Source organism: Sorangium sp. So ce834, assembly GCF_051521425.1.
GTDB lineage: Bacteria > Myxococcota_A > Polyangia > Polyangiales > Polyangiaceae > Sorangium > Sorangium cellulosum_D.
This window is the reverse complement of record NZ_CP150351.1, coordinates 4,280,639-4,302,416: the sequence shown is the minus strand read 5'-3', so window position 1 is coordinate 4,302,416 and position 21,778 is coordinate 4,280,639. Positions and strand designations below refer to the sequence as shown.

The following is a 21,778-nucleotide window of genomic DNA, read 5'->3' as shown; positions in this document are numbered from 1 at the left end:
GGGGCGCCCCGATCACTCGTACCACGTCGGCACGATCGCCCGCACCTCGGGCAGCGCGGCGATGCGGCAGACCTTGTCCCAGGCCGCGTCCTCGAGCGCGCCGTGGCGCGCGGTGCACTCGGCGTCTCCCGTGGGGAAGAAGTACAGCGTCTCCGCGGGCACATCGCACCCGGCGCGCCCGCGCGACGAGCCCGCCTGGATCGTCGGCGCGATGTCGCGCACGCGGGCGAGGAGCGCCTCGTCGCCCGTCGGCAGGCAAAACTCGACGGATCCGTCGTTCGCGCACCCCGTCTCCCTGGTGAACGCGAGCTTCTCGGTCGGGCACGAGGCCGTGGGCGGCGGAGGCCCCTCGACCTGCCCTTCCCCCGGCGCGGACGGCGGCGCGGACGTGCAGCTCGAGAGGCACGCCATCAGCAAACCGGGGATGGTGAATCGTCGCATGGATCTCCTCCCGGGTCGCGTCGCCGGCTCGCCGGTCTCGACAGTGTAGAGGCGGCCTTCACGTGGCGCTCGCGCGGCGCGCCCCCGGGCGCGCTGCGAGGTCGCCGAGGGCGACCGCGACGAGCTCCTCCTCGAACGCCGGGTCGAAGAGGGCCGCGGACGGCCGGCCCCCGGCGGCCGTCCGCGGCGTCTTCGCGCCGTGCGCCGCGCGCGGGGCGCCTCGGATGTCCCGACCATCGCAGCATCGGTGTGGGGGCCTCTCATCTCGTCTGCTTGACGCCGGCACATCGAGCCGTAGGCTTGCTTCATACAGGCCGCGCTTCACGCGCTCTGTTCGAGGCGTACTGCGACGGCGCGGTATAGGCACCACGTGCCCTGAAGAGGGCTGATGACGAGAGAGCGCTGCTGCTGGATCGTGACATGAGACGTGGCGGCGAGGCGATCACCTCAGCCGGCGCGGCATCGCCGACGGATGCGCACCGCCAGACATGGCGGGCCTGACAATTCGGGGGGGATCATGTCCACGATTCGGATCGGCGCCATCGCGCTCGCGATGCTTGCGACCTCGGTCGGATGCGCGCATTCCAAGGGCCGCCGGCCCGAGGCGCGCGCCGTGTTTCTCGACCAGGGATGGGGTCGAGAGGAACGCCAGATCTTCTATCATAGGTCCCAGGGGACCAGGCTCCTGCCGCTCGCGTGGTTCCTGGCGCTCGAGCAGCAGGATAGCGCGCGGCCGTTCGTCGCGAGCGACTATGTGACGCGCTATCGCTTCATTCCAGATCCAGATATCGAGAGCAACCCGGAGCGCTTCCCGGTGGGCCTCGCCAAGGACGTCGACCCGGCGACCCGCGAGGCGTACGTCGGGTTCACCTGCGGGGCCTGCCACACCCGCGAGATCACCTACCGCGGCGCGCGCATCCGGATCGACGGCGGGCCGGCCGGGATCGACGTTGTCGCCTTCACCGATGCGGTCCTGAGCGCGCTCGCCCTCACCTACAGGACGCCGGAGAAGCTCGATCGCTTCGCCAGGGCGGTCCTCAAGGACGGGTACAACGAGGCTTCCCGGCGCGGCCTCGAGGAGCGCATGAAGGAGGCGCTCGCGCCGGCCCGGCTGCGGGCGCTCACCGGGGGCGAGGCGGGAGCCCACGCCACGGTGTCGGGCTTCGGCAGGCTGGACGCGCTCGGGCGCGCTGGCAACCTGCTGTTCGGGTCGCTCAGCCCGGAGAACCTGCGCGCGACGAACGCGCCGGTGGACTACCCCCACCTATGGGACACGTCGAGCTACGACTGGGTGCAGTGGAACGGATCCATCATGCAACCCATGGGGCGCAACATCGGGGAGGCCCTGGGCGTGGGCACCCACACGTCGTTCCGCATGGCGTCGCAGGGCTCGACGGTGCGCGTCGAGTCCAGCATTCGCGTGGACAACCTGCACCTGCTCGAGCAGCAGGTGGAGAAGCTCCGGTCTCCGCGGTGGCCCGAGCACCTGTTCGGCCGTATCGATCCGGAGCGCGCCGCGCGCGGCTGGGGCCTCTTCACGACGCACTGCGCGCGCTGTCACGAGCCGCGCCTGAGCCCCCCCGACCCGCACGGCAAGCGCTTCCGGATGGCGACGATGACTCCGCTCGACGAGATCGGCACGGATCCCACCCACGCCGTCAGCTTCAACGAACGCACGGCGGATCTGAGCGCGCTCGGGCGCGGAACGATGGGAATAGCAGACGCGCTGGAGCGCGCGACCTCGGCGATTCGTAAGACGAAGTACGACGAGCTCGGCCTGTCCGCGGAGCGTCGGCTCGAGTGGGACGGGTATCGCCCGAACCGGTGGCGCGCGCCGCTCGCGTACAAGGCGCGCGAGCTGAACGGGATCTGGGCGACGGCGCCCTACCTCCACAACGGCTCGGTCCCGAGCCTGTACGAGCTCCTCCTGCCGGCAGACCGGCGCTCCAAGCGGTTCCACGTTGGCAGCGCGGAGTTCGACCCCAAGCGCGTCGGCCTCCGGGTCGAGCCGTCCCAGCGGGCGTTCGAGTTCGCGACGGACGTCACCGGCAACTCGAACGCAGGGCACGAGTACCGGGACGGGCCGCGGGGCCGCGGCGTCATCGGGCCCGCGCTGACCGAGCAGGAGCGATGGGACCTCGTGGAGTATCTGAAGACGCTGTGACCGGCGCGCCGCGGGGCCTTCTTCAGCGTACCGGATGCACCAGGACCGTCACGAGCGCCGGGTTCCCGAACGTGAGGACCGGGTACCGATTCCTCCGCCCGTGTACGCTCGCTCCGTGCGCTCCCCGCAGCAGCTCCGCGACCTCTTCTCCGCGTTCGCGCCGCGCGTCGTCTCCGGCCCGATCTCCCATTTCGGCCGGCTCCGGCAGAGCGCCGACACCTTTTGCGAGATCGCCCCCGCCTCCTCCGCCGAGCTCGCCGACGCCGTCGGGACGGCCCACCGGCACGGCGTCCCCGTGCGGATCCGCGGCCAGGGCCACGCGCTGAACGGCGCCTCGCTGCCCGCCGCGCACGAGCTCCTCCTCCGCACGGAGCGCCTCGGCGACGTCCGCTTCGAGGTGGAAGGCACCGACGCTCGACCTCTGCCCGCTGGACACCGCGGCTCCCCCGCCCTACCCGGCCGGCGCCAGCGTCAGCCGCGAGCGCATCGCCGCCTCGCCGGAGCTCCTCGGCCCCGGTCCGGACGAGGCCGAGCGCGACGAGCGCCTCCTGTGGTTCACGCTGTTCACCCCGGGCAGGAGCCTCGCGAAGGCGCAGGCGCGGCTCGCCGCCCTCGAGGCGGAGCACGCGGGCCTGCTCTCGTACCGCCGGCGCTACGCGTACCCGATCCGCCAGCGGCGCCCGGTGCCGGCGCTGGTCTACCCGCGCGATGAGCCGTTCTTCGCGCTCGGCTCCTGGGGCGCGCTGCGCCTGCCTTCCGGGGACGCCGCGGACCCGCTGCGCGCCTATGGCGAGGCGCTCACGCGCGCCGCCATCGAGCTCGGCTGCCGCCGCTACATCCAGTCCGAGTCGACCTCCGGCGCCGACGCCTATCGCGCGTGCTTCGGCGAGGAGACCTACGCGGCGCTCCGCGGCCTCAAGGCGCAACAGGACCCGGGGGGCATCCTGAACCGCGGCTCCGTCTTCGCTCCTTGATCCGCAGAACCACGGACGCGATCGCCTCGCCCGCCCCGCCCGCCGACGCGCGCGCTCCGCCGGGCAGCGTTGCGTATCACGGATCGCCGTCCGGATCGTCCGTCGCCGTCGTCGCGGCCTGGGCCAGGAAGATCTCGCGCACGCGGCCGATCTCTGCCGGCTCCGCGAGCACGTCGAGCCTGTCGCCGGCCTCGAGGATCGTTTGGCCCCGGGGCACGACGGTCGCGCCCTCCCGGTGAATGGCGCGAATGAGCACCCCGGCAGGCAGGCCGAGCTCGGCGATGCGCTTGCCGACGACGGCGGCCCCGGACGCGAGCTCGAACGTGCGGGCCCTCGGCTCTGCGCCGGCGAGGGTATGGGTCGTCGGATCGTAATGGCCCGCGAGCTCGTTCACCACGGTCTCGGGCGAGAGGGGCGTGTTGGTCGTGTAACCGGCGCGAGCGAGCAAGTGCGTGGCGACGGGCATCGTCAGCACCACGAATGCGATGATGACGATGGCCCGGGTGGTGACGGCCGGGTCACGGAAATGAAGGGCGGATGCGGAGATGATGCACGTCATCCCGAACACCGAGGCCTTCGATGTCACCTGGAGGCGCGTGAACAGGTCCGGCATGCGCAGGATGCCCACGGCCGCGAGCAGCATGAAGATGCACCCGATGACGAGGAGCGCGCCCTCGAAGAGCTCGAGGATCATGAACCCTCCCCCTGTCGCTCGAGGTAATACGCGAACGCGATGGTGCCGAGGAAAAAGATGAGCGACAGCACCATCACCGCGTCGAGGAGGATGCCTTGGTCGGTCACCATCGCGTAGAGGGCGATGCCACCGCTGCCGACCGTCGCCATGAGGTCCATGGCGACCACGCGGTCCGGGAGGCTCGGCCCGAGCAGGAGTCGGATGAACGCGACGACGAACGCCACCGTGACGACGGCGATCGTGACGAGCAAGAGCGGGGTCATCGGAAGAGCTCCTTCACGCGGCGCTCGAGGTCGTTCTTGATGGTCGCGCGCAGCGCGTCGGCGCTGTCCACGAACATCGCATGGACGAAGAGGACCGTGCGGTCGCCCGAGACGTCGAGGCCGAAGGTGCCGGGCGTCAGGGCGAGGAGGTTCGTCAGCACCGTGATCTCGAGATCGGTCGTCAGATCCAGGGGGACCGCGACGATGCCGGGGCGGCTCTTTCGCCGGATCGAAATGACGTCGCGGGCGACCCTGATGTTCGCCCGCACCATCTCTCGCGCATAAAAGAGCAGGAATGACAGCACCCCTGGCAGCTTCTCGAAATAGGTCGTGGGGCCGAGCAGGCGCCGGAGCCCCAAGAGCAGGAGGTACCCGAGGAGGAAGCCGAAGACGAGGCCCCCTGCGGTGACGCGGCCGAGCAGGGTCACCCAGACGATCGCCAGGAACAGATTGAGGACGAGGGCTCTCATGGGTTCCCCTCCCCCAGCACGGTGCGCACGTATTCGGTCGGCTCGGCGAGCTGCGCGGCGGCCCGCCGGACGACGTCGAGGAGCGGCTCGGGCGCCATTCCGAGCGTGAGGCCCAGCGCGGTCAACAGGACGACCGGCACGTACAGGAGCGCGCGACGCCGCGCCCCGCCCTCGCGCGGGGCGAGGTCGGCCTCGGCGGGCGCGGGCTTCCAGAAGGCCTCGTTCCATATCTTCGTCATCGAGATGAGGGTGACGAGGCCGACGGCGAGGCTCGTGGCGACGACGGCCGCGGCCCCTCGCGAGCCGACCTCGAGCCCCGACCGCACCAAGATGAGCTTGGCCCAGAACCCCGACAAGGGCGGCATGCCGGCGAGGGAGAGGGCCGTGACGAGGAAGCAGGCGGAGAGCCCGGGGCTCCGCGCGAGGAGCCCGCCCTGAAGCTCGAGGGGGACGTCTTTCCTGTCGGAGCGCATGATGCCGCTGATGAGGAAGAGGTTCGACTTGATGATGGCGTGGTGCAAGACGAAGAAGATCGCCCCCGAGAGGGACGACAACGTGAACAGGCCGAGGCCCATGACCATGTAGCCGACCTGGCTCACGCTGTGGAACGCGAGGATCCGCCGGACCTCCCGGTGGGACACCGCGCCGAGCACGCCGACGGCCATGGTGAAGGCCGCTATCCCGAGGAGGAGCGCGTGGGTGGCTCCCTGGTCGACCACGAAGACGAGGGTGAAGATACGCACGAGGGCGTAGACGCCCACCTTCGTCAAGAGCCCCGCGAACAGCGCGGTGACCGTCACGGGAGGCGTGTGATACGAGTCCGGCAGCCAGAAGAAGAGGGGGAAGACAGCAGCCTTGATGCCGAACGCGACGAGGAAGATCATCGCGAGCGTGATCCGGATCGACGGCGCGAGGCTCGGCAGCTTGAGCGAGAGGTCGGCCATGTTGAGGGCGTGCACGGATCCGTACAGGATGCCGAGGCCGGTGAGGAAGAGGGCGCTCGCGATCAGGTTCATCGCGACGTACTTGATCGCGCCCTGCATCTGCGGCCGCTCGTTGCCGAGCACCAGGAGCACGAAGGACGCGATCAGCGTCACCTCGAACCAGACGTATAGATTGAAGAGGTCGCCGGTGACGAAGACGCCGTTCGTGCCCATGAGGAGCGCGTGCATGAGCGGGTAGAACCCGCGCGCCCGCCGTTCCCGGTCGATGTCCGACACGGAGTAGATCGAGGTGACGACCGCGATGATGCCCGAGAGCAGGACCATCAGCGCCGAGAAGAGGTCGACCACGAAGGTGATGCCGTACGGCGCGGGCCAGCCGCCGAGCTGGGTCGACTGAATGCCCCCCCGGTGCACCGCGCGGAGCAAGGCGACGCCGACGGCGAGCTGAAGGACGCTCCCGATGAAGCCGAGCGCGGGCTGTCTCCCTGTGCGCTGGAAGATAAGGAGCGAGAGGGCCGCCGTGGTCATGGGGACGAGGACGGGCAGGACGAGGAGCACCTTCATGGGAGGGTCGATTCGAGAGAGTCGATGTCGTCGCTGCCCATCGTCCGATGAACGCGATGAAGGAGGACGACGGTGAACGCGACGACCGCGAAGCTGATGACGATCGCCGTCAGGATCAGCGCCTGGGCCACGGGATCGGCCGGCGGCGCCTGGAAGCCCCCTCCACCCCTGGGGATGAGCGGCGGGCGGCCGCGGACGACGCCGCCTGCCGTGAGGATGAGGAGGTTCGTCCCGTGCCCGAGCAGCACGAGGCCGAAGGCGAGCTTCACGATGCTGCGCCGGAGCATGAGAAACAGCCCCGACGCATAGAGCCCGCCGACGACGATCGCGAGGAGGACCGTCATGAGCTCATCTCCGCGGTCATGAGGACGATCATGAGCACCATGCCCATCACGGCGGCATACACGCCGACGTCGAACATCACCGGCGTCCCCACCGCGACGTCGCCGCGCCCCGGCACCGGGACGGTCGCCCACACGCCTTGCAGGAAGGCTCCGCCGGCCACGAGCCCGATGACGCCCGAGAGCAGGATCGTCGAGAGCCCGAGCCCCATGAGCGTCTGGGGCGCGACGCGGAGCAGCCGGCGCGTCGAGGGGACGTCGTACGCGAGGACGTGGAGCGAGAACGCCGACGCGATGATGAGCCCGCCGACGAACCCGCCCCCGGGCTCGTGGTGACCGCGGAGGAGCGCGTAAATCGAGACGATGATCAGGAGCACCATCAAGACCGGCGTCGCGGCGCGCAGGATCAAGGAGGGCATGGCTCAGGCGCCCTTCCGCGTACGGGTCGCGAGCAGCGCATAGACCCCGATCCCGGCCATGCAGAGGACCGTGCACTCCCCCAGCGTGTCCATCGCCCGGAAATCCACGAGGATCACGTTGACGATGTTCCGCCCGTGGGCCTCGGCGTATCCCTTCTCCACGAAGAACTCGCTCAGGCTCGGCTCCGGGGAGAGCGTCGACGACATGAGGATCAACAGGGTCACCGTGGCCCCGAAGATCACGGAGACGATGGCGTCCGGGAGCCACACGCGCGCGGAGGATCGGGGCACGAAGCGCGGCAGGTGGTGCAGGACGAGGACGAAGATGACGATCGTCAGCACCTCGACCATGATCTGCGTCAGCGCGAGATCGAGCGCGCTGAAAATCACGAAGACGAGCATGACGCAGATGCCGATCGCGCCGAGCGCGGCGACGACGGCGAGGCGCGATTGCGTGCGCGTCGCCATGGCCGCGGACCCGAGGATCACGCCCGCGAGCACGAGCTCCGGGAGCTCCACGTTGAGCGACGGGACCTCGAAAGGAAGGCTCCGGAGCAGCGGCGTCCCGACGAGCACGACCGTCGTCAGGACGGTGACGAGCAGGTAATGGCGCAGATGCCCCGTCTGGAGGCGCCTGGTCAGCCACTCCGCGAACCGGAGGAGCCCCGCGAAGGCAGCGTCGTACACGCGCGCAGGGCCCCACGCCCCGAGGCGCGAGGCGGCGTCGAGGAGGCGCCCTTCCCGGCCGGAGAGGGCGCGGAAGAGCCCGAGGCCGGCGAGGAGGGTCGCGACGCTGAGCCCGAGCACGGGGGTCAGGCCATGCCACAGGTGCAATTCGAGCGGCGCGGGTCGGCCGAGGATGGCGGTCGCCGCGAGGCCCGGGAGGTCGCCGAGGAGCCGCGGCGCCACCCCGAGGACGAGGCTCGCCGCCGCGAGCACGGCAGGCCCGAGCCACAAGGACGGCGGCGCTTCGTGGGGGAGCGTGGGCGCCGCCGGGGGACCCCCGAAGAAGGGGCGATGGGCGACGACGAGGCTCACGACGACCAGCAGGGCGCTCGATAGGACCGCGGCCCCGGCGAGGACCGCCGTCATCGAGGGCGACGCGAGGACGGCCTCGTAGAAGAGCTCTTTCGACAGGAAACCGAGGAGGGGCGGCGCCCCCGCGCTCGAGATCGCCGCCAGCGCGGCCGCCGTCGCGGTGATCGGCATCCGCCGCGCGAGGCCCCGCAAACGGGTGACGTCGCGGGTCCCGGTCTCGTGATCCAGGGTCCCCGCGGTCATGAAGAGCGCGCCCTTGTACAGCGAATGCGCGACCAGATAGACCACCGCCGCGGAGACGGCCGCCCGGGTCCCGATGCCGAGGAGCATCGTGAGGAGGCCGAGGACGCTTACGGTGGAATAGGCGAGGATCCGCTTGAGATCCTCCTGCGTGACCGCGAGCGCCGCGCCGGTCACCATCGTGGCGGCGCCGAAGCCCGTCACGACGAGGTGCCATTCGCGCGTCGCGCCCAGCGTGGGATGCAGGCGCGCGAGCAGATAGACGCCGGCCTTCACCATCGTGGCCGAGTGCAGGTAGGCGCTGACCGGCGTGGGCGCCTCCATCGCCCGAGGAAGCCAGAAATGAAAGGGCACCTGCGCCGATTTCGTGAAGGCTCCCGCGAGGACGAGGAGCAGGATCGGCAGGTAGAGGGGGCTCTCGCGGACCACGTCCCCCGAGAATCGCGAGATCTGCGTCTCTCCGGTGACGACGACGAGGAGGACGAGGCCCGCGAGCATGGCGAGCCCGCCGCCGCCCGTCACGAGGAGCGCCGTCAAGGCGGCTTTGCGCGCCTCCGGCCGCTCGTGGTCCCACCCGATGAGGAGATACGAGCTCACGCTCGTGAGCTCCCAGCACACGAAGAGGAAGATGACGTCGTCGGCGAGCACGAGGCCCACCATGGATCCCGTGAACAGGAGCAGATAGGCGTAAAACCGCCCGAGCCGCGGGTGCGAGCGCAGGTATTCGCTCGCGTACACGAAGATCAGCGCCCCGATGCCGCAGATGAGCCCCAGGAACACGAGCGAGAGCCCATCCAGCCTCACCGCGAGCTCCACGCCGAGCGACGGGATCCACGGCAGCGACGCATGGTGGGCCTCCCCCTCGGCGAAGAGCCTCGGGACGAACTTCATCGCGATCACGAGCGCACCGAGCGTGAGCGCCGCGAAGAGCCAGCCGGCCGAGCGACCGAGCCGGCGATAGAGGGCCGGCGCCAGCAGCGCTCCGACGAATATGCTCAGGACAGCCCACAGCATCGCAGCAGGTTCCCGTTCGATGCCGGCGAGGGCCCGAGGCGGGCCCCGGAGCGCTGCGCGTCAGCGGAAAAGTCGGTCGCGAGGACGAGCGTCATGCGCGTGGCTCCCGTTCCGAGCGAGCACGAGCGGCTCCAACCGCCCTGTCGACGAGATGGGTGGAGCCGGAGCTCTCGGGGCGCAAGCTCCACCTCGGCGGCCGCCTGCGCCTGGCCGGCAGGCGGGCGCGTCAGCCTCTACCGGTGGTCCTCGCGCGGCGGAGAGATCCATCCTGCCCTGTGGTCCCGGCGGGCAGCTCGCCTGTCCGTGCGTCGCCGACACGCGTTCGCAGCGCTGGATCGGGCGCGGTCCTTGCGCGCCGAGGGCGCACAGTCGCGCCCCGCGTGGGGCCCCGCCAAGGGAGGCATAGAATGTACGTTCTTTTCATCCTGGTGCTGCTCGGCGCCGGAGCAGCCCTGATCGCGTGGGGGATGTGGATGCGCAGGCGCCTGCCCGTCGCGGCGGGAGCGCTGCTCGCGGCAGGCACGCTCGCGTTCTTCGGGTTCCTGAGCTTCTGGGGCGAGTACCTCTGGTTCGCCGAGCTCGGTTACACCGCGCGCTTCTGGAAGGCGACGCTGGCCCGGTTGCTCTCGGCGCTCGTGGCCGCTTCGCTCGGCGGGCTCCTCGTCTTCCTGCTGACGCGCCCTGCGCGGTCGCCCGGCGCGCGCCGCGTCCCGACGCTGCTCGGCGCGGCGCTCGGCGCCCTCTGGGGCTTCTTCGGCTGGGAGGTGATCCTGCGCTTCCTCGCGCAGGTGCCCACGGCGCAGCGCGACCCCATCCTCGGCCGGAGCACGTCGTTCTACCTGTTCTCGCTGCCGTTCTACGATGCTGTTTACTTCCTGCTGTGGGCCCTCGCGCTCTTCGCGCTCGCCGGGGCGGCGGTCGACGCGGGCCTCGCGTCGGCGCGGCGGACGGCCCGTCATCCCACCGCGGAGCACGCCGCGGCGCCCCCTGCGGGGCACGTTACGAGGCCCCCTGCGGACCTCGCCGCGGAGCACGCCGCGGCGCCGAACATCGTGGCTCCCGCCGCGGACGCCGCGCCTGCCGGCGCCGCGCGGTACCGCGCGGTCTTCTTCTCTCTCGGAGCGCTCGCGCTCGTCGTCGCCTGGGGACGGTGGCTCGCGGCCTATCACCTCATGTACTCGTCGTCGGGCGTGGTCGTGGGCCCGGGCTGGACCGACGTCCACGTGCGCCTGCCCGCCACCCGCATCGTCGCCGTCATCGCGGCGCTCGTGGGCATCGCGCTCTTCCTCCCGCCCGTGCAGCGCGCCCTCTGCCGCGCCGCCGCCGTCGAGCGCGGCGCGGGCCGGCGCGCCCTGGCGTGGCTCGTCGCGCCGCCGGCGCTCCTCGTGGCGGTGCCGTGGGCGCTCGGCATGCACGCGCTCCCGGCGCTCGTCCAGTGGCTCAAGGTCGTGCCCAACGAGCTCGCGCTCGAGCGCCCCTACCTCGCCCACAACATCGCGTTCACCCGCGCGGGGTTCCGCCTCCACGACGTCGAGGTCACCGAGTTCCCCGTCTCCGACCGGCTCACCCGCGAGACCCTGGCGAACAACCGGGATCTCCTGGCCGAGGTGCGCATCTGGGACCCGCGCGCGCTCGACGCCGTGATCCAACAGTTCCAGGCGATCCGCCTCTATTACGAGATGCCCGGCATCGACATCGATCGCTACGCCGTGGGCGACCGCTACCGGCAGGTCATGCTCGCCCCGCGCGAGCTCAACGCCGAGAACCTGCCGCGCGATCACCAGACCTTCGTCAACCGTCGCTTCAAGTACACGCACGGCTACGGCGTCGCGATGGCCTCGGCGCACGACTTCACGCGCGACGGGCAGCCGAACCTGCTCGTGAAGGACATCCCGCCCGTCTCCGCCTCACCCGAGCTCGCGATCGAGCGGCCGGAGATCTATTACGGAGAGACCACCCACGGCTACGTGGTGGCCAACTCCAGGGAGCCGGAGTTCGACTATCCGAGCGGCTCGGAGAACGTCTACACGCGCTACGCGGGCACCGGCGGGATCGCGCTCGACGGCCTCTTCCGCAAGCTCCTCTTCGGGTGGAAGCTCGGCGGCACGAGCCTCCTCGTGTCCGGCATCCCCACGGACGACAGCCGGGTGATGTTCCGCCGCGAGGTCCGCGAGCGCGTGGGGGCGATCGCCCCCTTCCTGGCCCTCGATCGCGATCCGTACATCGTCGTCGCCGGCGGGCGGCTCCACTGGATCCTCGATGCGTACACCACGTCGAGCTACTACCCCTACAGCGAGAGCTTCTTCTCCGCCGAGGGCGCCGGGATGAGCGGGGCGCGCGCGCCGGGCGACGCGGGCGGGCGGGCAGGGTTCACGCACCACCTCCGCCGCGCGAACTACGTGCGCAACTCGGTCAAGGCGGTGGTCGACGCCTACGACGGCTCGGTGCGGCTCTACGTCTTCGAGCCGGAGGATCCGATCGTCCAGGTCTACAGCCGCATCTTCCCCGGCCTGCTCCTGCCGCGCGAGGAGATGCCGGCGGAGCTCCGCGCGCACGTGCGTTATCCGGAGGATTTCCTCCTCGCGCAGGGGCTCGTCTACGCGAAGTACCATATGAAGGATCCCGAGGTGTTCTACAACCAGGAGGACCTCTGGGCGCGCGCGACCGAGAAGTATTACGACGAGGTCCAGCCGGTGGAGCCCTATTATGTGATGTGGAAGCCGCCGGGCGAGGGGCGGCCCGAGTTCACCCAGATCCTGCCGTTCACGCCGAAGGACCGTCAGGTGCTCATCGGCTGGCTCGCCGGCATGTCCGACGGCGACAACTACGGGCGCATGCTCGCGTACAAGTTCCCGAAGGACACGCGGGTGCTCGGCACCCAGCAGATGGACACGAAGATCGATCAGGATCCGGTGCTGTCGGCGCAGCTCTCCCTGTGGAGCCAGCGCGGTCAGAAGGTGATCCGCGGCAACGCGCTGGTGATCCCTGTCGAGGACACGCTCCTCTACGTCGAGCCCATCTTCCTCCAGGCGGACACGGCGGCGTATCCGGAGCTCCGCGTGGTGGTGGTGATGCACGGCGACCGGATGAGCTACGCGAGCTCGCTCGACGCGGCGCTGCGCGGGCTCGTCGAGGGCGGGCCGCCCCCGGAGCCGGCCGCGGCGGGCCTGCCCGGCGTGCCGGAGGCCCCCGGCGCGCGCGGCGTGGCCGACGCGCTGGCGCAGCGGGCCAACGACGCGCTCGCGAGCTACCTGCGCCTGCTCGGCGAGCGTCGCTTCCACGAGGCCGCCGCATCGCTCGAGGCGCTGAGCCAGACGCTCGAGGCGCTCCAGGGGCCGTCCGCGTCGCTCGACGAGCGATAGCGGGAGGGCGCCGGAGCGGGGACGAAGAGCCGGCCGGGGCGGACGCGCGGAGCTTCGAGAGCTGCTGCGTCTTCGAGCCCCCCGCGCCGGTGACGGCGCCGACCACGGCGCTCACCTGGGCGAACTGCTTGATATTCTGCTGGATCTGCTCGTCGAGGATGCGGCGATCCGTGACCACGATGCCACGATGATCGAGTAGAAGGCGTCCTCGTCGTCCCTCTTCACCGCGGCGAGAGGAGGTCGATCCGCCCGGTCATGGCGCGGACGATGTGGGATTCGAGGCCCTTCTCGCTGGTGTCGATGGTCACGCGGTCTCCTCCTCGGCTCAGGTCGAAGGTTCACCCCCGCTCGTGATCGGCCGCGGTGCGGCGCCGATCTGCGCGCGCGCGTGGGCGATGGCCTCCAGGAGCTTCTTCTCGAGGAGCGCGCGCGGGGGCAGCTCCGTCAGGTAGCTCGCCACGCGGATCGAGCCCTCGCTGAGCTGGAGTAGCTCGATCTGCTCCTCGTTCTTGTCGGCGCAGAGGATGAGGCCGAGCGGCGGGTTCTCGTGGGGCTGGCGCTCATGCTTGTCGAGCCAGCGCAGGTAGAGCTCCATCTGCCCCTTGTCGCGGGCGTCGAAGCGGCCGAGCTTGAGCTCGACGGCCACGAGCGCCCGCAGCGAACGGTGGAAGAAGAGCAGATCGAGGTAGTAATCCTCGGCGCCGATGCTCATCCGCTTCTGCCGCGCGATGAAGCTGAAGCCCTGTCCCAGCTCCAGGAGGAAGCCCTCCAGCTCCCGCAGGATGGCGCCCTCCAGCTCACGCTCGCCAAAAGAGGCGGGCAGACCGAGGAAGTCGAGGACATACGGGTCGCGGAAGATGAGGTCGGGCGTCATCCGGCCGCTCGCACCGAGCGCGGACAGGGCTTCCTGAACGACGGCCTCCGGGCGCTTCGCGATGGCGGTGCGCTCGAAGAGCATGCCGGCGATCTTCTCCTGGAGCGCCCGGGTGCTCCAGCCCTCGAGGCGGCAGAGCTCGACGTAGAAGCGGCGCTGGAGGGGATCGTCGAGGGCGATGATCTCCCGGAGATGGGTCCAGCTCAACTGTGCACGCAGCGCGTGCACAATCTCCGGGTCGGGGAAAACCTCAGCGAAGCGCAGCATGTGGTGAAGGTTGCGCTTGCCGAAGCCGCGGCCGTACTCGGCCGAGAGGGCGGTGGCCACGTCGGCGACGACCTGCTCGCCGTACGCCGCCCGGCCCTCGCCGACGACGTGCTCGCGAAGGCGGCGGCCGACCTGCCAGTACAGCCAGACGAGCTCGCTGTTGATGGATCGGGCGGCGGCGGTGCGGCTCTGGTCGATGAGGCGGCGCAGCTCGTCGACGAGGGTGGCAGGGACGGGGGCGAGCGGGGCGGTCATTCGGGCTCTCCCTCGTCGAGGTCGTCGTCGGTGGCGTCGTCGTCGAGATCGGCGGCGGCAGGTTCGTCGGGGTCGGAAGCAGGGAGGCGTGCGGCGGCGTCGCGGACGTCGAGCTGGCCAGTGATGACATCGGCGATGAGGCGGGTGCGGTATTCGCGGAGAAGGTCAATCTCGCGGCGGGCCCGCTCACAGGCATTGGGAAGGTCCGCGGTCCCCTGAGTATTGACCGGTGCCTCTTGCAGCAGCTCATATCTCATCGCCAGCAGCTCGGGTATGGGAGGCCCGGTCATCTCGATCCGATCGGCGATGTGCGCCTTCACCCGCCGGTCGACGACGATCAGGCGGTGCGCGTCGGCGAGGGCGAGCAGCTCGTTGCGGGAGAGGAGGTCGAGGACCTGGCGCGGTGTCGGCATGCGCAGAGCAAGACGGTAGGTCGGGGCGACGACCGATCGCAACGGAAAGATCGCGGCCGGTCGTCGGGCGGCGCGGCATCGCCGGGAGGCCGGACCGCCGCGACGCGTCCCGGGGGTTCGACTCTCTACTTTCGTCAAGTTTTTCGTCAGCGCCGCCTCGACTCCCAGACCGCCGCCGCGGGGATGATGCGCGATCGCGGACGCGCCCAGCCGAGACGGTCCTGCATACCGCATCTCATCCCGAAGCCCCTGAGCCTTACGAAGACGCCCCTCTCCGCCCGCCGCCTCGCTCACCCGAACAGCGCCACGTACGGCGTGATCCCGAGATACGCCTTCGCCTCCAGCGGCGCGTCCGGCCGGTAGACCAACTTGAGCATGACGCCCTGGCGCAGCCGCGTCGGCCACCCCCGGCCCGGCCAGGGCCGCGCGTCCGCCGGCCAGGCCAGGATCGCGTCACGCTTGTCCGGCAAGCACGCGCCGAGCGCGACCAGCCGGTCGAGCGCCGTCGCCCAGCGGACGTCCACGATCGGATAGGAGATCTCCAGGCCCAGCATCGGCTCCACCGCCGCGCCGACGTCGAGGTGGAAGCCGACATGGCTCGTGAACGGAACCATGCTGTCGAGGAGCGCCTCGATGTCCGCGATCGATCCCGGCCAGTCGATTCGCGCCAGGTACGCCGGGACATCGGTCTTCGCCATCGCGACCACCAGGCGGACCGCGGCGCGCCCCCGCACGGCGAGCGGGGCCACGTGCATCGCGCGCCCGCTCGGCGGCAGCCGCGCGATGCACCGGAGCAAGGCGCCGTCGACCGCGGGCGGCGCGGGCTCCCCCAGCAGGAGCGCGAGCGCCCGCCGGATCACGCCCGCCTGCTCCGGAAGCCCGGCCCCGTCGCCCGCCCGGCCCACCTCCCCCGGCCGCGCCGGCGCGACGCCGCCCGGCACCGCGGGCTCGACGCAGGGAAACGGATACGGCGCCGGCACGGACGAGGGCACCCGCGCCCCGTCGTCAGGAAGGTCGAGCTCGATCCAGAGCAGCGGGACACCGCGGTAAAGCGGCGAGCCAGGGTCCGCCCACTCCGCGCAAAACGCGACCACCCGCGCCCACGCCGGCGTCGAGAGCAGGTCCAGCTCGACGCGCCGCCGCACCAGCGCGCGGTGCCCGCCCTCCGCCGCCGTCAGACAGACCAGCAGATCGACCCGCGCGGAGCCGCCGAGTCGGCACTCGACGGCAGCGCAGGAGGCCGCCGCGGGCAGGCCGACCGCCGCCGCCGCGAGCCGCGCATGCGCCGCCGGGGAGACCAGCGCCGGCGGGAGCAGCGTCGCGCCCTCGGCCAAGAGCTCGTGCACCGGGACGATCACCCTCGCCCTCCCCGCGATGCCGCGCCGCCCCGGCCGCCGGGCAGGCCGCTCACGCCGGCGTCTGGCGAGCGCGCTTCACGTCGAACGCCCTCGGCAGCGTGCTCTCGGCCCGCCGCGACTTCGCCTGCACGCCGTACGGGCCGGGGAGCGCGTTGGCCAGGTTGAACCGCACATCCATCCTCGAGTTCATCCCCGTGACCACGTTCGAGACGACCCCGGAGATCACCGCCGTGCCCTGCACCAGCGAGCACGCCATCGTGCTCTCGAAATACGTGCCGTACACGACCGTCTTGACCTCTTGCCCGTGCACGCCGCTGTTCGGCTCGACGGCCGTGACGTGGAGCACCGGGCCGACCCAGTTGGCCACCGGGTCCACCGACCGGATCGGCAGGGCCTCGACCTCCTGCGCGACCGCGTGGGCGATGCGCTTCGGATCGCGGGTCCGCAAGAGCGCCTTCTGCTCGTCCGAGAGGCCGGCTTGCGCCATGGCGCGCTCCGGATCCTCGCTGAACGCGGCCTGCAGGTTGGGATCGCGCGCGAGATCGGCGATGAAGAACATCAACGTGAGAACCGCTCCACGGCTAGGGTGATGGACGCGGCAAGGGCCCTGCGCCCACGGGCCGCCCGGCGCTCACCGGGACGACGTCCGATAATAGTAGATGTAATTCGATGTATCCCAGTTCGTCTCGACGATGTCCAGCTCCGTCGAGTACGAATAGCGGACCTCCACCTCGTCGCCGGGCCGGAGGCGCTGCGCGAACGAGATCCAGCTCCCGCCCGGGAGCGCGGCGACGTCGCGCCGCGCGACGGGCGCGCCGTTCCGGCGGATCTCGTCGATCTGCTCGATGACCGGGCGAGAGAGCGTGACCACGGCCTGCTCGCGCTCGATGCGGAACGTCTCGGTCGCCGACCGCAATGCCTCCCGGCCCAGGTCGGCGAGCGCGATGGTCTCCTGCACCGTCATCGTCGCCGACGACCAGACGGGCTCCCGGGTGAACCCGCCGCCCTGCCCGAGGTAGATCTGGAGCGGTGCGCCGAGCGCGCTCGGCGGCGGGGCCGGGCCCCAGCGGCCGGCGATCAGATCGAGCACGCCGTCGCCGTTCACGTCGGCCAGCGCGACGCCAGCCCCCCAGCCGGCGCTCGCCGACCTCCAGGTCGAGCCGCGCTGGAGCTCTGGCGCATAGGCCTCGAATCGCGTCGAGCTCGCGCCCGCGCCCGCGCCCGCGCCCGCTGCCGCCCGCCCGGGCGCGCCCGAGAGCCGCGCGCCGCCAGCACCGAAGTCGCTGTACGAGACCACGAGCCCGGAGGAGGTGCCGAGTCGCCCCGCGTCCAGGAACATCGGATACTGGATGGACTCGCTCGCCGTCCAGGCCGGCTCCCGCGGGAGGGAGATGACGCCGCGATCCCGCAGCACGCCGCGGAAGATCGGCACGCCCGGCATCGCGACGGCGAGATCCAGGAGGCCGTCCCCGTCGATGTCGGCGAACTCCATGCCAAAGCTGTGATCGACCTTCGCGCTCTTCCAGCTCGGCAGCGGGGACAGCGCGCCGCCGACGTTTTCATAGATCCGCGCGGGGCCCGGCGCATACCCCTCCTCGAGCGCCACGGAGGCCGCGAGATCCAGATCCCCGTCACCGTCCACGTCGCCGAGCGCGCAGCCGACGCTCGAGTACCCGTCCGCGCTGCGGTAGCCCGGCGTCGGCTCCAGCGCGCCGCCGCGGTTCTTGTACACCTTGACGTGCCCGAGCTTCACGGTGCCCGGCTCCCGGGGGCCGACGCTCACCGCGACATCGACCCAGCCGTCCCGATCCATATCGCCCACGGCGAGCCCGGTGTTGTAGTCGGCGTCCGCCGACGACCAGCTGGGCTCCTGCGGGAAACGGCCCGTCCCATCGTTGTAATAGACGACGATCGGCTTTGTCTCCATGTCGTTGCCGTTCGCGACAACGATGTCCTTGAAGCCGTCGCCGTTGATGTCGGCCAGCCCCAGGCCCATCGAGTACTTCACCTTGTCGTCGTGGGCCGACCGCCAGCCCGGCTCCGTCGAATAGGGCAGCGGCCGCGCGACGAACGGCGAGAGCGCCTGCGCGTCCGATTGCACCGGGTCCAGCGGCGGGGCGAGGCCGGCCCGGGTGGTGGCCTAATTTGAACATGAAGGCGGGAAGGCGGGAAGAAAAGATCAATGATCTTCCAGCCTTCCCGCCTTCATGTGAATCACTCCGGGGCAAACTAGGCCACCACCGCCCTCGGCCTGGAGCGCCGCGTAATGGGCGATGTGCGAAGGCCGCGAATCGTCGCCTCTATGGTTCGATTTTTCTCTTCGAAGACTTGGCCCGCGAGCCGACGGAATCGTCGTGCGAAGGGGCACGGCCGGAAGCGTGTTCTGATAGAGAAAGATCGTCTGGGCGCGTCGGGTGCTAGCGCGGCCGAGGGATGCCGAGCCGCTGGCGGCGCTCCCAGAGGGCCTTGCGGCTGATGCCGAGGCGGCGGGCGATCTCGGTCTCGGTCAGCTCGTGCTGGTGCTCGAGGACGAAGCGGCGGAAATAGCCCTCGAGCGAGTCGGACCGGGGCTCGCTCTCGTGCGCGGCCGAGGAAGGCGCCGCCGGCGCGGGCTGCGGCGCGTCGTCGAGCCCGAGCAGGCCCACCCCGATCTCGCTGCCCTCGGCGAGGACCATGGCGCGGTGGATGGCGTTCTCCAGCTCGCGGACGTTGCCCGGCCACGGGGCCGCCGCGATGGCGGCGCGCGCCTCCGGCGACAGCGCGAGCGGCCGCTGGCCCGTCGCCCGCGCGCGCCGCGTGAGCAGCGACTCCGCGATGCGGACCGAGTCGCCCGGCCGCTCGCGCAGCGGCGGCAGGCGGATCTCGAGGACCCGCAGGCGAAAGTAGAGATCGCTCAGGAAAGACCCCTCGCGCACCATCGCCACGAGATCCCGCTGGGTCGCCGCGATGAGGCGCACGTCGACGCGCCGGGCCTGCGCCGCGCCCACGCGCCGCACCTCGCCGGTCTGCAGGAAGCGGAGGAGCCGCGCCTGCACGCGCGCCGGCAGCTCGGCGATCTCGTCGAGCAGGAGCGTCCCTCCCTCCGCGGCCTCGCAGAGCCCCGCGCGCGCCGAGAGCGCGCCCGGGAAGGCGCCGCGCTCGTAGCCGAAGAGCTCGCCCTCGATCAGCCCCTCGGGGATGGCCGCGCAGTGGACGCGCACGAACGAGAACTGCCGCCGCGGGCTGAGCCGGTGCACGGCGCGGGCGAGCGTCTCCTTGCCGGTGCCGCTCTCGCCGAGCACGAGCAGCGTCGCCTCGCTCGGCGCCACCTTGCGCACCCGCGCGAACACCTCGCGCATGGCCGCCGAGCCGCCGATCATGCCCTCGAGCTCCTCGTCGTCGGGCGCGGGCGGCATGGACGCCGGCGCGGGCGGCATGGACGCCGGCGCGGGCGGCACGGACGCCGGCGCGGGCGGCACGGACGCCGGCGCGGGCGGCATGGACGCCGGCGCGCTCTCCGCGGGCGCGCCCTGCGCAGCGCGCGCGCCGGCGAGGTGGTGGTCGACCAGGGCGACGAGCTCGGCGTGATCGAACGGCTTCGACAGGTAATCCGCGGCGCCGCGCTTCACCGCGTCGACGGCCGCCTTCACGGTCGCGTAGCTCGTCATGAGCACGACCGGCGCCCCGCCGCACCGGCCGACGAGCTCCGTGCCGGGCGCGCCGGGCAGGCGCACGTCGGCGAGCACCAGATCGAACGCGCGCAGATCGTGCGCCTCCTCGGCCTCGGCGATCGACCCCGCCTCGACGACGTCGTGCCCGTGGCGCGCGAGCAGCCGCCGGAGCTCCATCCGGATGACGACCTCGTCCTCGATCAACAGGATCCGGCTCACGGCGCCACCTCGGGCCCGCCGGCGCGTGGAACGAGCCCGCCCGCCGCCACGAGCACGGGCGCACATTCCGTGGCGACGGCCTCCGCGTCGTGTCCTCCGCGCATGGGATGAAGGCTACTCAGGAGCGCAACGGATGAACATGTGTGGACGCACAACGCAACGCGTCAAAACCGGCGTCCAGCGATCTGCTTTACCGATGGGGTGTCTCCCCCCCGTGTCCTCGATCGCAGCGCTCGGCGATCGCCACAGCTCCCCGCCGGGGAAGCGGGGGTCTCGGCCGGGCGCGCGGGATGTCGCGCGCCCGGCCGTGCTCCCCCGTGCTCGGTTCGCATTATTTGGTGAACAGCGAGAGGTCGACGGCGTTCGCCATCGCCTCGAGGCCAGTCGGGTTCAGGTGAAGCCCGTCATTCTCGAAGTCGAGGTCATCTTGCAGCTTGGCAGGATCGTTGGGGTCGACGACCGCCGGGTCCAGGTCGATGACCGCGTCGTACTCGCCGCTCGTGCGGATCCAGGTGTTGACCTTCTGACGGGCGGCCTCGTGCTCGGCGGAGTAGTACCCGTTGCCCTTGAACGGCAGGATGGGGATTCCGTAAACGAGCATCCCTTTGTCGTGCGCCTTGTCGATGAAATCGCTATAGGCCGCGATCAGAGCGTCGGCGACGTTCGGCGCGCTGTCGCCGCCGATGTCGTTCACGCCGATGAAAATGACCGCCCAGCGAGCCCCGCGCTGGTCCAGGATGTCGCGCTGGTAGCGCAGCTTGGCGGTCGGCCCGAGCCCGCCGGCCAGCACGGTGCCCCCGCCGATCCCCAGGTTCAGCACGGCGACGTTCTCGGTCCCGGGATTGGCCCGCAGCCGGCGAGACAGGAAGTCCGGCCAGCGCGTGTTCCCGTCCGTGACCGAGCCGCGGCCGTCCGTGATCGAGTCGCCGAGGATGGCGATCGCCGCGGCCGAGGGATCGGCCATGACGTCGAGGCCCGTGATGTAGTACCAGTGCGCGGTGCTCACCGGCGACGTCAGCGTCGGCGACGAGACCCCATCGCCGGTCTGGATGTACGAGTTCGTCCGTGAGCCCGGGTGCCCGGTGATCCCGGCCGGGACGGCGCCGAACCGGATGGTCACCGCGAGCTTGCTGTTGGGCTTGAGGTTGTAATCGATCGGATCGGAGAAGACCGTCTTGCCCACCGGGATGGTCACCGAATCGGCGCCCATGAATTTCAGGGCCTTGTCGGTGTCCGCATTGATGCCGTCGGCGTTCGTCGAGTCCGCGATGTGCACGGAGCTCATCGTCACCGGCCCGTCGCCGAACTCGTTCGAGAGCAGCAGCCGCACGTTGCTGCCGCCGATCGAGGTGTAAATGACCTGGCGCAGGGTGTTGTTGGCGAGGCCAGGCGCGGGCGGGTTGTTGTTCGTCTCGGTCAGCTGCGGGCCGGTCGTCCAGGTGCCGACCCAGCGCCTCTCCCCGGAGCTGCCGCCGTCGCCGCCGCCGCCGCCCTCGCCCCCCGTGCCCCCGGCGCCGCCGGTGGCGCCCGCTCCGCCTCCGCCAGCGTCGTTGCCGCCGCCGCCGCCGGTGCCGGAAGCCTCCGACCCGCTGGAGCTCGTCGCAGCCCCGGAGCCTCCCGAGCCGCTCGTCGCGCTCGACCCGGTGCTCGTCGCATCGGATCCGGGCGAATCGTCGCCGCAGCTGGTGATCGATAGAAACAGCAGTGCGTAAAGAATTTTCCGCATGGTCCTCATCCGACGCTATTCCCCTACAAGTGGCGCCCACGGTGCCACACGCAGCGCCCGAGTGACACCATGTTTCATCACCGGGCAA

Annotated in this window: 19 protein-coding genes; 4 read left to right on the top strand and 15 right to left on the bottom strand. The window is 71.0% G+C overall.

Annotation, left to right across the window (positions count from 1 at the left end; genetic code table 11):
• Positions 1-12 precede the first annotated feature (12 nt).
• The gene (locus WMF20_RS15710) at positions 13-441 is read right to left on the bottom strand and encodes a hypothetical protein (protein WP_437614458.1); all 429 of its coding nucleotides are present in this window, start codon (positions 439-441) and stop codon (positions 13-15) included.
• Between the two features lie 517 nt (positions 442-958).
• Here WMF20_RS15710 and WMF20_RS15705 point away from each other — a divergent pair.
• Genes WMF20_RS15705 through WMF20_RS15695 form a run of 3 tightly spaced genes read left to right on the top strand, consistent with a single transcriptional unit; the run spans position 959 to position 3,579 of the window.
• Positions 959-2,605 (top strand): di-heme-cytochrome C peroxidase, encoded by a 1,647-nt coding sequence (locus tag WMF20_RS15705; RefSeq protein ID WP_437614456.1) that lies wholly within the window; start codon positions 959-961, stop codon positions 2,603-2,605.
• A 34-nt stretch (positions 2,606-2,639) separates the two neighbouring features.
• A complete protein-coding gene (locus tag WMF20_RS15700; RefSeq protein WP_437614454.1) occupies positions 2,640-3,317 on the top strand; it encodes an FAD-binding protein in 678 nt (225 codons plus the stop codon).
• Positions 3,289-3,579 carry a hypothetical protein gene (locus WMF20_RS15695; RefSeq protein WP_437614452.1) on the top strand — a complete coding sequence of 97 codons (291 nt, stop codon included), beginning with the start codon at positions 3,289-3,291 and terminating at the stop codon, positions 3,577-3,579. The genes WMF20_RS15700 and WMF20_RS15695 overlap by 29 nt, the downstream gene beginning before the upstream one ends.
• A 76-nt stretch (positions 3,580-3,655) precedes the next feature.
• Here the strand turns inward: WMF20_RS15695 and mnhG are convergent, their stop codons facing one another.
• From mnhG to WMF20_RS15660, 7 genes are read right to left on the bottom strand one after another with little or no spacing between them, the layout of a single operon-like run.
• Positions 3,656-4,273 carry a monovalent cation/H(+) antiporter subunit G gene (mnhG, locus tag WMF20_RS15690; protein ID WP_437614450.1) on the bottom strand — a complete coding sequence of 206 codons (618 nt, stop codon included), beginning with the start codon at positions 4,271-4,273 and terminating at the stop codon, positions 3,656-3,658.
• A complete protein-coding gene (locus tag WMF20_RS15685; protein WP_437614448.1) occupies positions 4,270-4,536 on the bottom strand; it encodes a monovalent cation/H+ antiporter complex subunit F in 267 nt (88 codons plus the stop codon). Before WMF20_RS15685 ends, mnhG begins: the two co-directional genes overlap by 4 nt.
• A complete protein-coding gene (locus tag WMF20_RS15680) occupies positions 4,533-5,006 on the bottom strand; it encodes a Na+/H+ antiporter subunit E (protein ID WP_437614446.1) in 474 nt (157 codons plus the stop codon). The genes WMF20_RS15685 and WMF20_RS15680 overlap by 4 nt, the downstream gene beginning before the upstream one ends.
• Positions 5,003-6,514 (bottom strand): proton-conducting transporter transmembrane domain-containing protein, encoded by a 1,512-nt coding sequence (locus WMF20_RS15675; RefSeq protein ID WP_437614444.1) that lies wholly within the window; start codon positions 6,512-6,514, stop codon positions 5,003-5,005. Before WMF20_RS15675 ends, WMF20_RS15680 begins: the two co-directional genes overlap by 4 nt.
• Entirely contained in the window at positions 6,511-6,858 is a 348-nt protein-coding gene (locus WMF20_RS15670) for a Na+/H+ antiporter subunit C (protein ID WP_437614442.1), read from the bottom strand. Before WMF20_RS15670 ends, WMF20_RS15675 begins: the two co-directional genes overlap by 4 nt.
• Positions 6,855-7,274: a Na+/H+ antiporter subunit B gene (locus WMF20_RS15665; protein ID WP_437614440.1), complete on the bottom strand. Its 420-nt coding sequence runs from the start codon at positions 7,272-7,274 to the stop codon at positions 6,855-6,857. The genes WMF20_RS15670 and WMF20_RS15665 overlap by 4 nt, the downstream gene beginning before the upstream one ends.
• 3 nt (positions 7,275-7,277) lie before the next feature.
• Positions 7,278-9,566: a putative monovalent cation/H+ antiporter subunit A gene (locus WMF20_RS15660; RefSeq protein ID WP_437614438.1), complete on the bottom strand. Its 2,289-nt coding sequence runs from the start codon at positions 9,564-9,566 to the stop codon at positions 7,278-7,280.
• A gap of 407 nt (positions 9,567-9,973) precedes the next feature.
• Here WMF20_RS15660 and WMF20_RS15655 point away from each other — a divergent pair, with 407 nt between their 5' ends.
• Positions 9,974-12,928, top strand: coding sequence for a UPF0182 family membrane protein (locus WMF20_RS15655; RefSeq protein ID WP_437614436.1), 2,955 nt, complete (start codon positions 9,974-9,976; stop codon positions 12,926-12,928).
• Positions 12,929-13,253: 325 nt separating this feature from the next.
• Here the strand turns inward: WMF20_RS15655 and WMF20_RS15650 are convergent, their stop codons facing one another.
• The 7 genes from WMF20_RS15650 to WMF20_RS15620 all read right to left on the bottom strand — a co-directional run bounded on the left by WMF20_RS15650 (position 13,254) and on the right by WMF20_RS15620 (position 21,690).
• The gene (locus WMF20_RS15650; RefSeq protein ID WP_437614434.1) at positions 13,254-14,324 is read right to left on the bottom strand and encodes a PDDEXK nuclease domain-containing protein; all 1,071 of its coding nucleotides are present in this window, start codon (positions 14,322-14,324) and stop codon (positions 13,254-13,256) included.
• Positions 14,321-14,779, bottom strand: a complete 459-nt coding sequence (locus tag WMF20_RS15645; protein WP_437614432.1) for a restriction endonuclease subunit S — start codon at positions 14,777-14,779, stop codon at positions 14,321-14,323. Before WMF20_RS15645 ends, WMF20_RS15650 begins: the two co-directional genes overlap by 4 nt.
• A gap of 248 nt (positions 14,780-15,027) precedes the next feature.
• Positions 15,028-16,095 carry a hypothetical protein gene (locus tag WMF20_RS15640; protein WP_437614430.1) on the bottom strand — a complete coding sequence of 356 codons (1,068 nt, stop codon included), beginning with the start codon at positions 16,093-16,095 and terminating at the stop codon, positions 15,028-15,030.
• A gap of 49 nt (positions 16,096-16,144) precedes the next feature.
• On the bottom strand, positions 16,145-16,654 hold the full coding sequence (locus WMF20_RS15635) for a hypothetical protein (RefSeq protein WP_437614428.1): 510 nt from the start codon (positions 16,652-16,654) through the stop codon (positions 16,145-16,147).
• 72 nt (positions 16,655-16,726) lie between these two features.
• Positions 16,727-18,196 (bottom strand): FG-GAP repeat domain-containing protein, encoded by a 1,470-nt coding sequence (locus WMF20_RS15630; RefSeq protein ID WP_437614426.1) that lies wholly within the window; start codon positions 18,194-18,196, stop codon positions 16,727-16,729.
• A 316-nt stretch (positions 18,197-18,512) separates the two neighbouring features.
• The gene (locus WMF20_RS15625) at positions 18,513-19,964 is read right to left on the bottom strand and encodes a sigma-54-dependent transcriptional regulator (RefSeq protein ID WP_437614424.1); all 1,452 of its coding nucleotides are present in this window, start codon (positions 19,962-19,964) and stop codon (positions 18,513-18,515) included.
• Positions 19,965-20,295: 331 nt separating this feature from the next.
• Entirely contained in the window at positions 20,296-21,690 is a 1,395-nt protein-coding gene (locus WMF20_RS15620; RefSeq protein WP_437614422.1) for an SGNH/GDSL hydrolase family protein, read from the bottom strand.
• Positions 21,691-21,778: the final 88 nt, after the last annotated feature.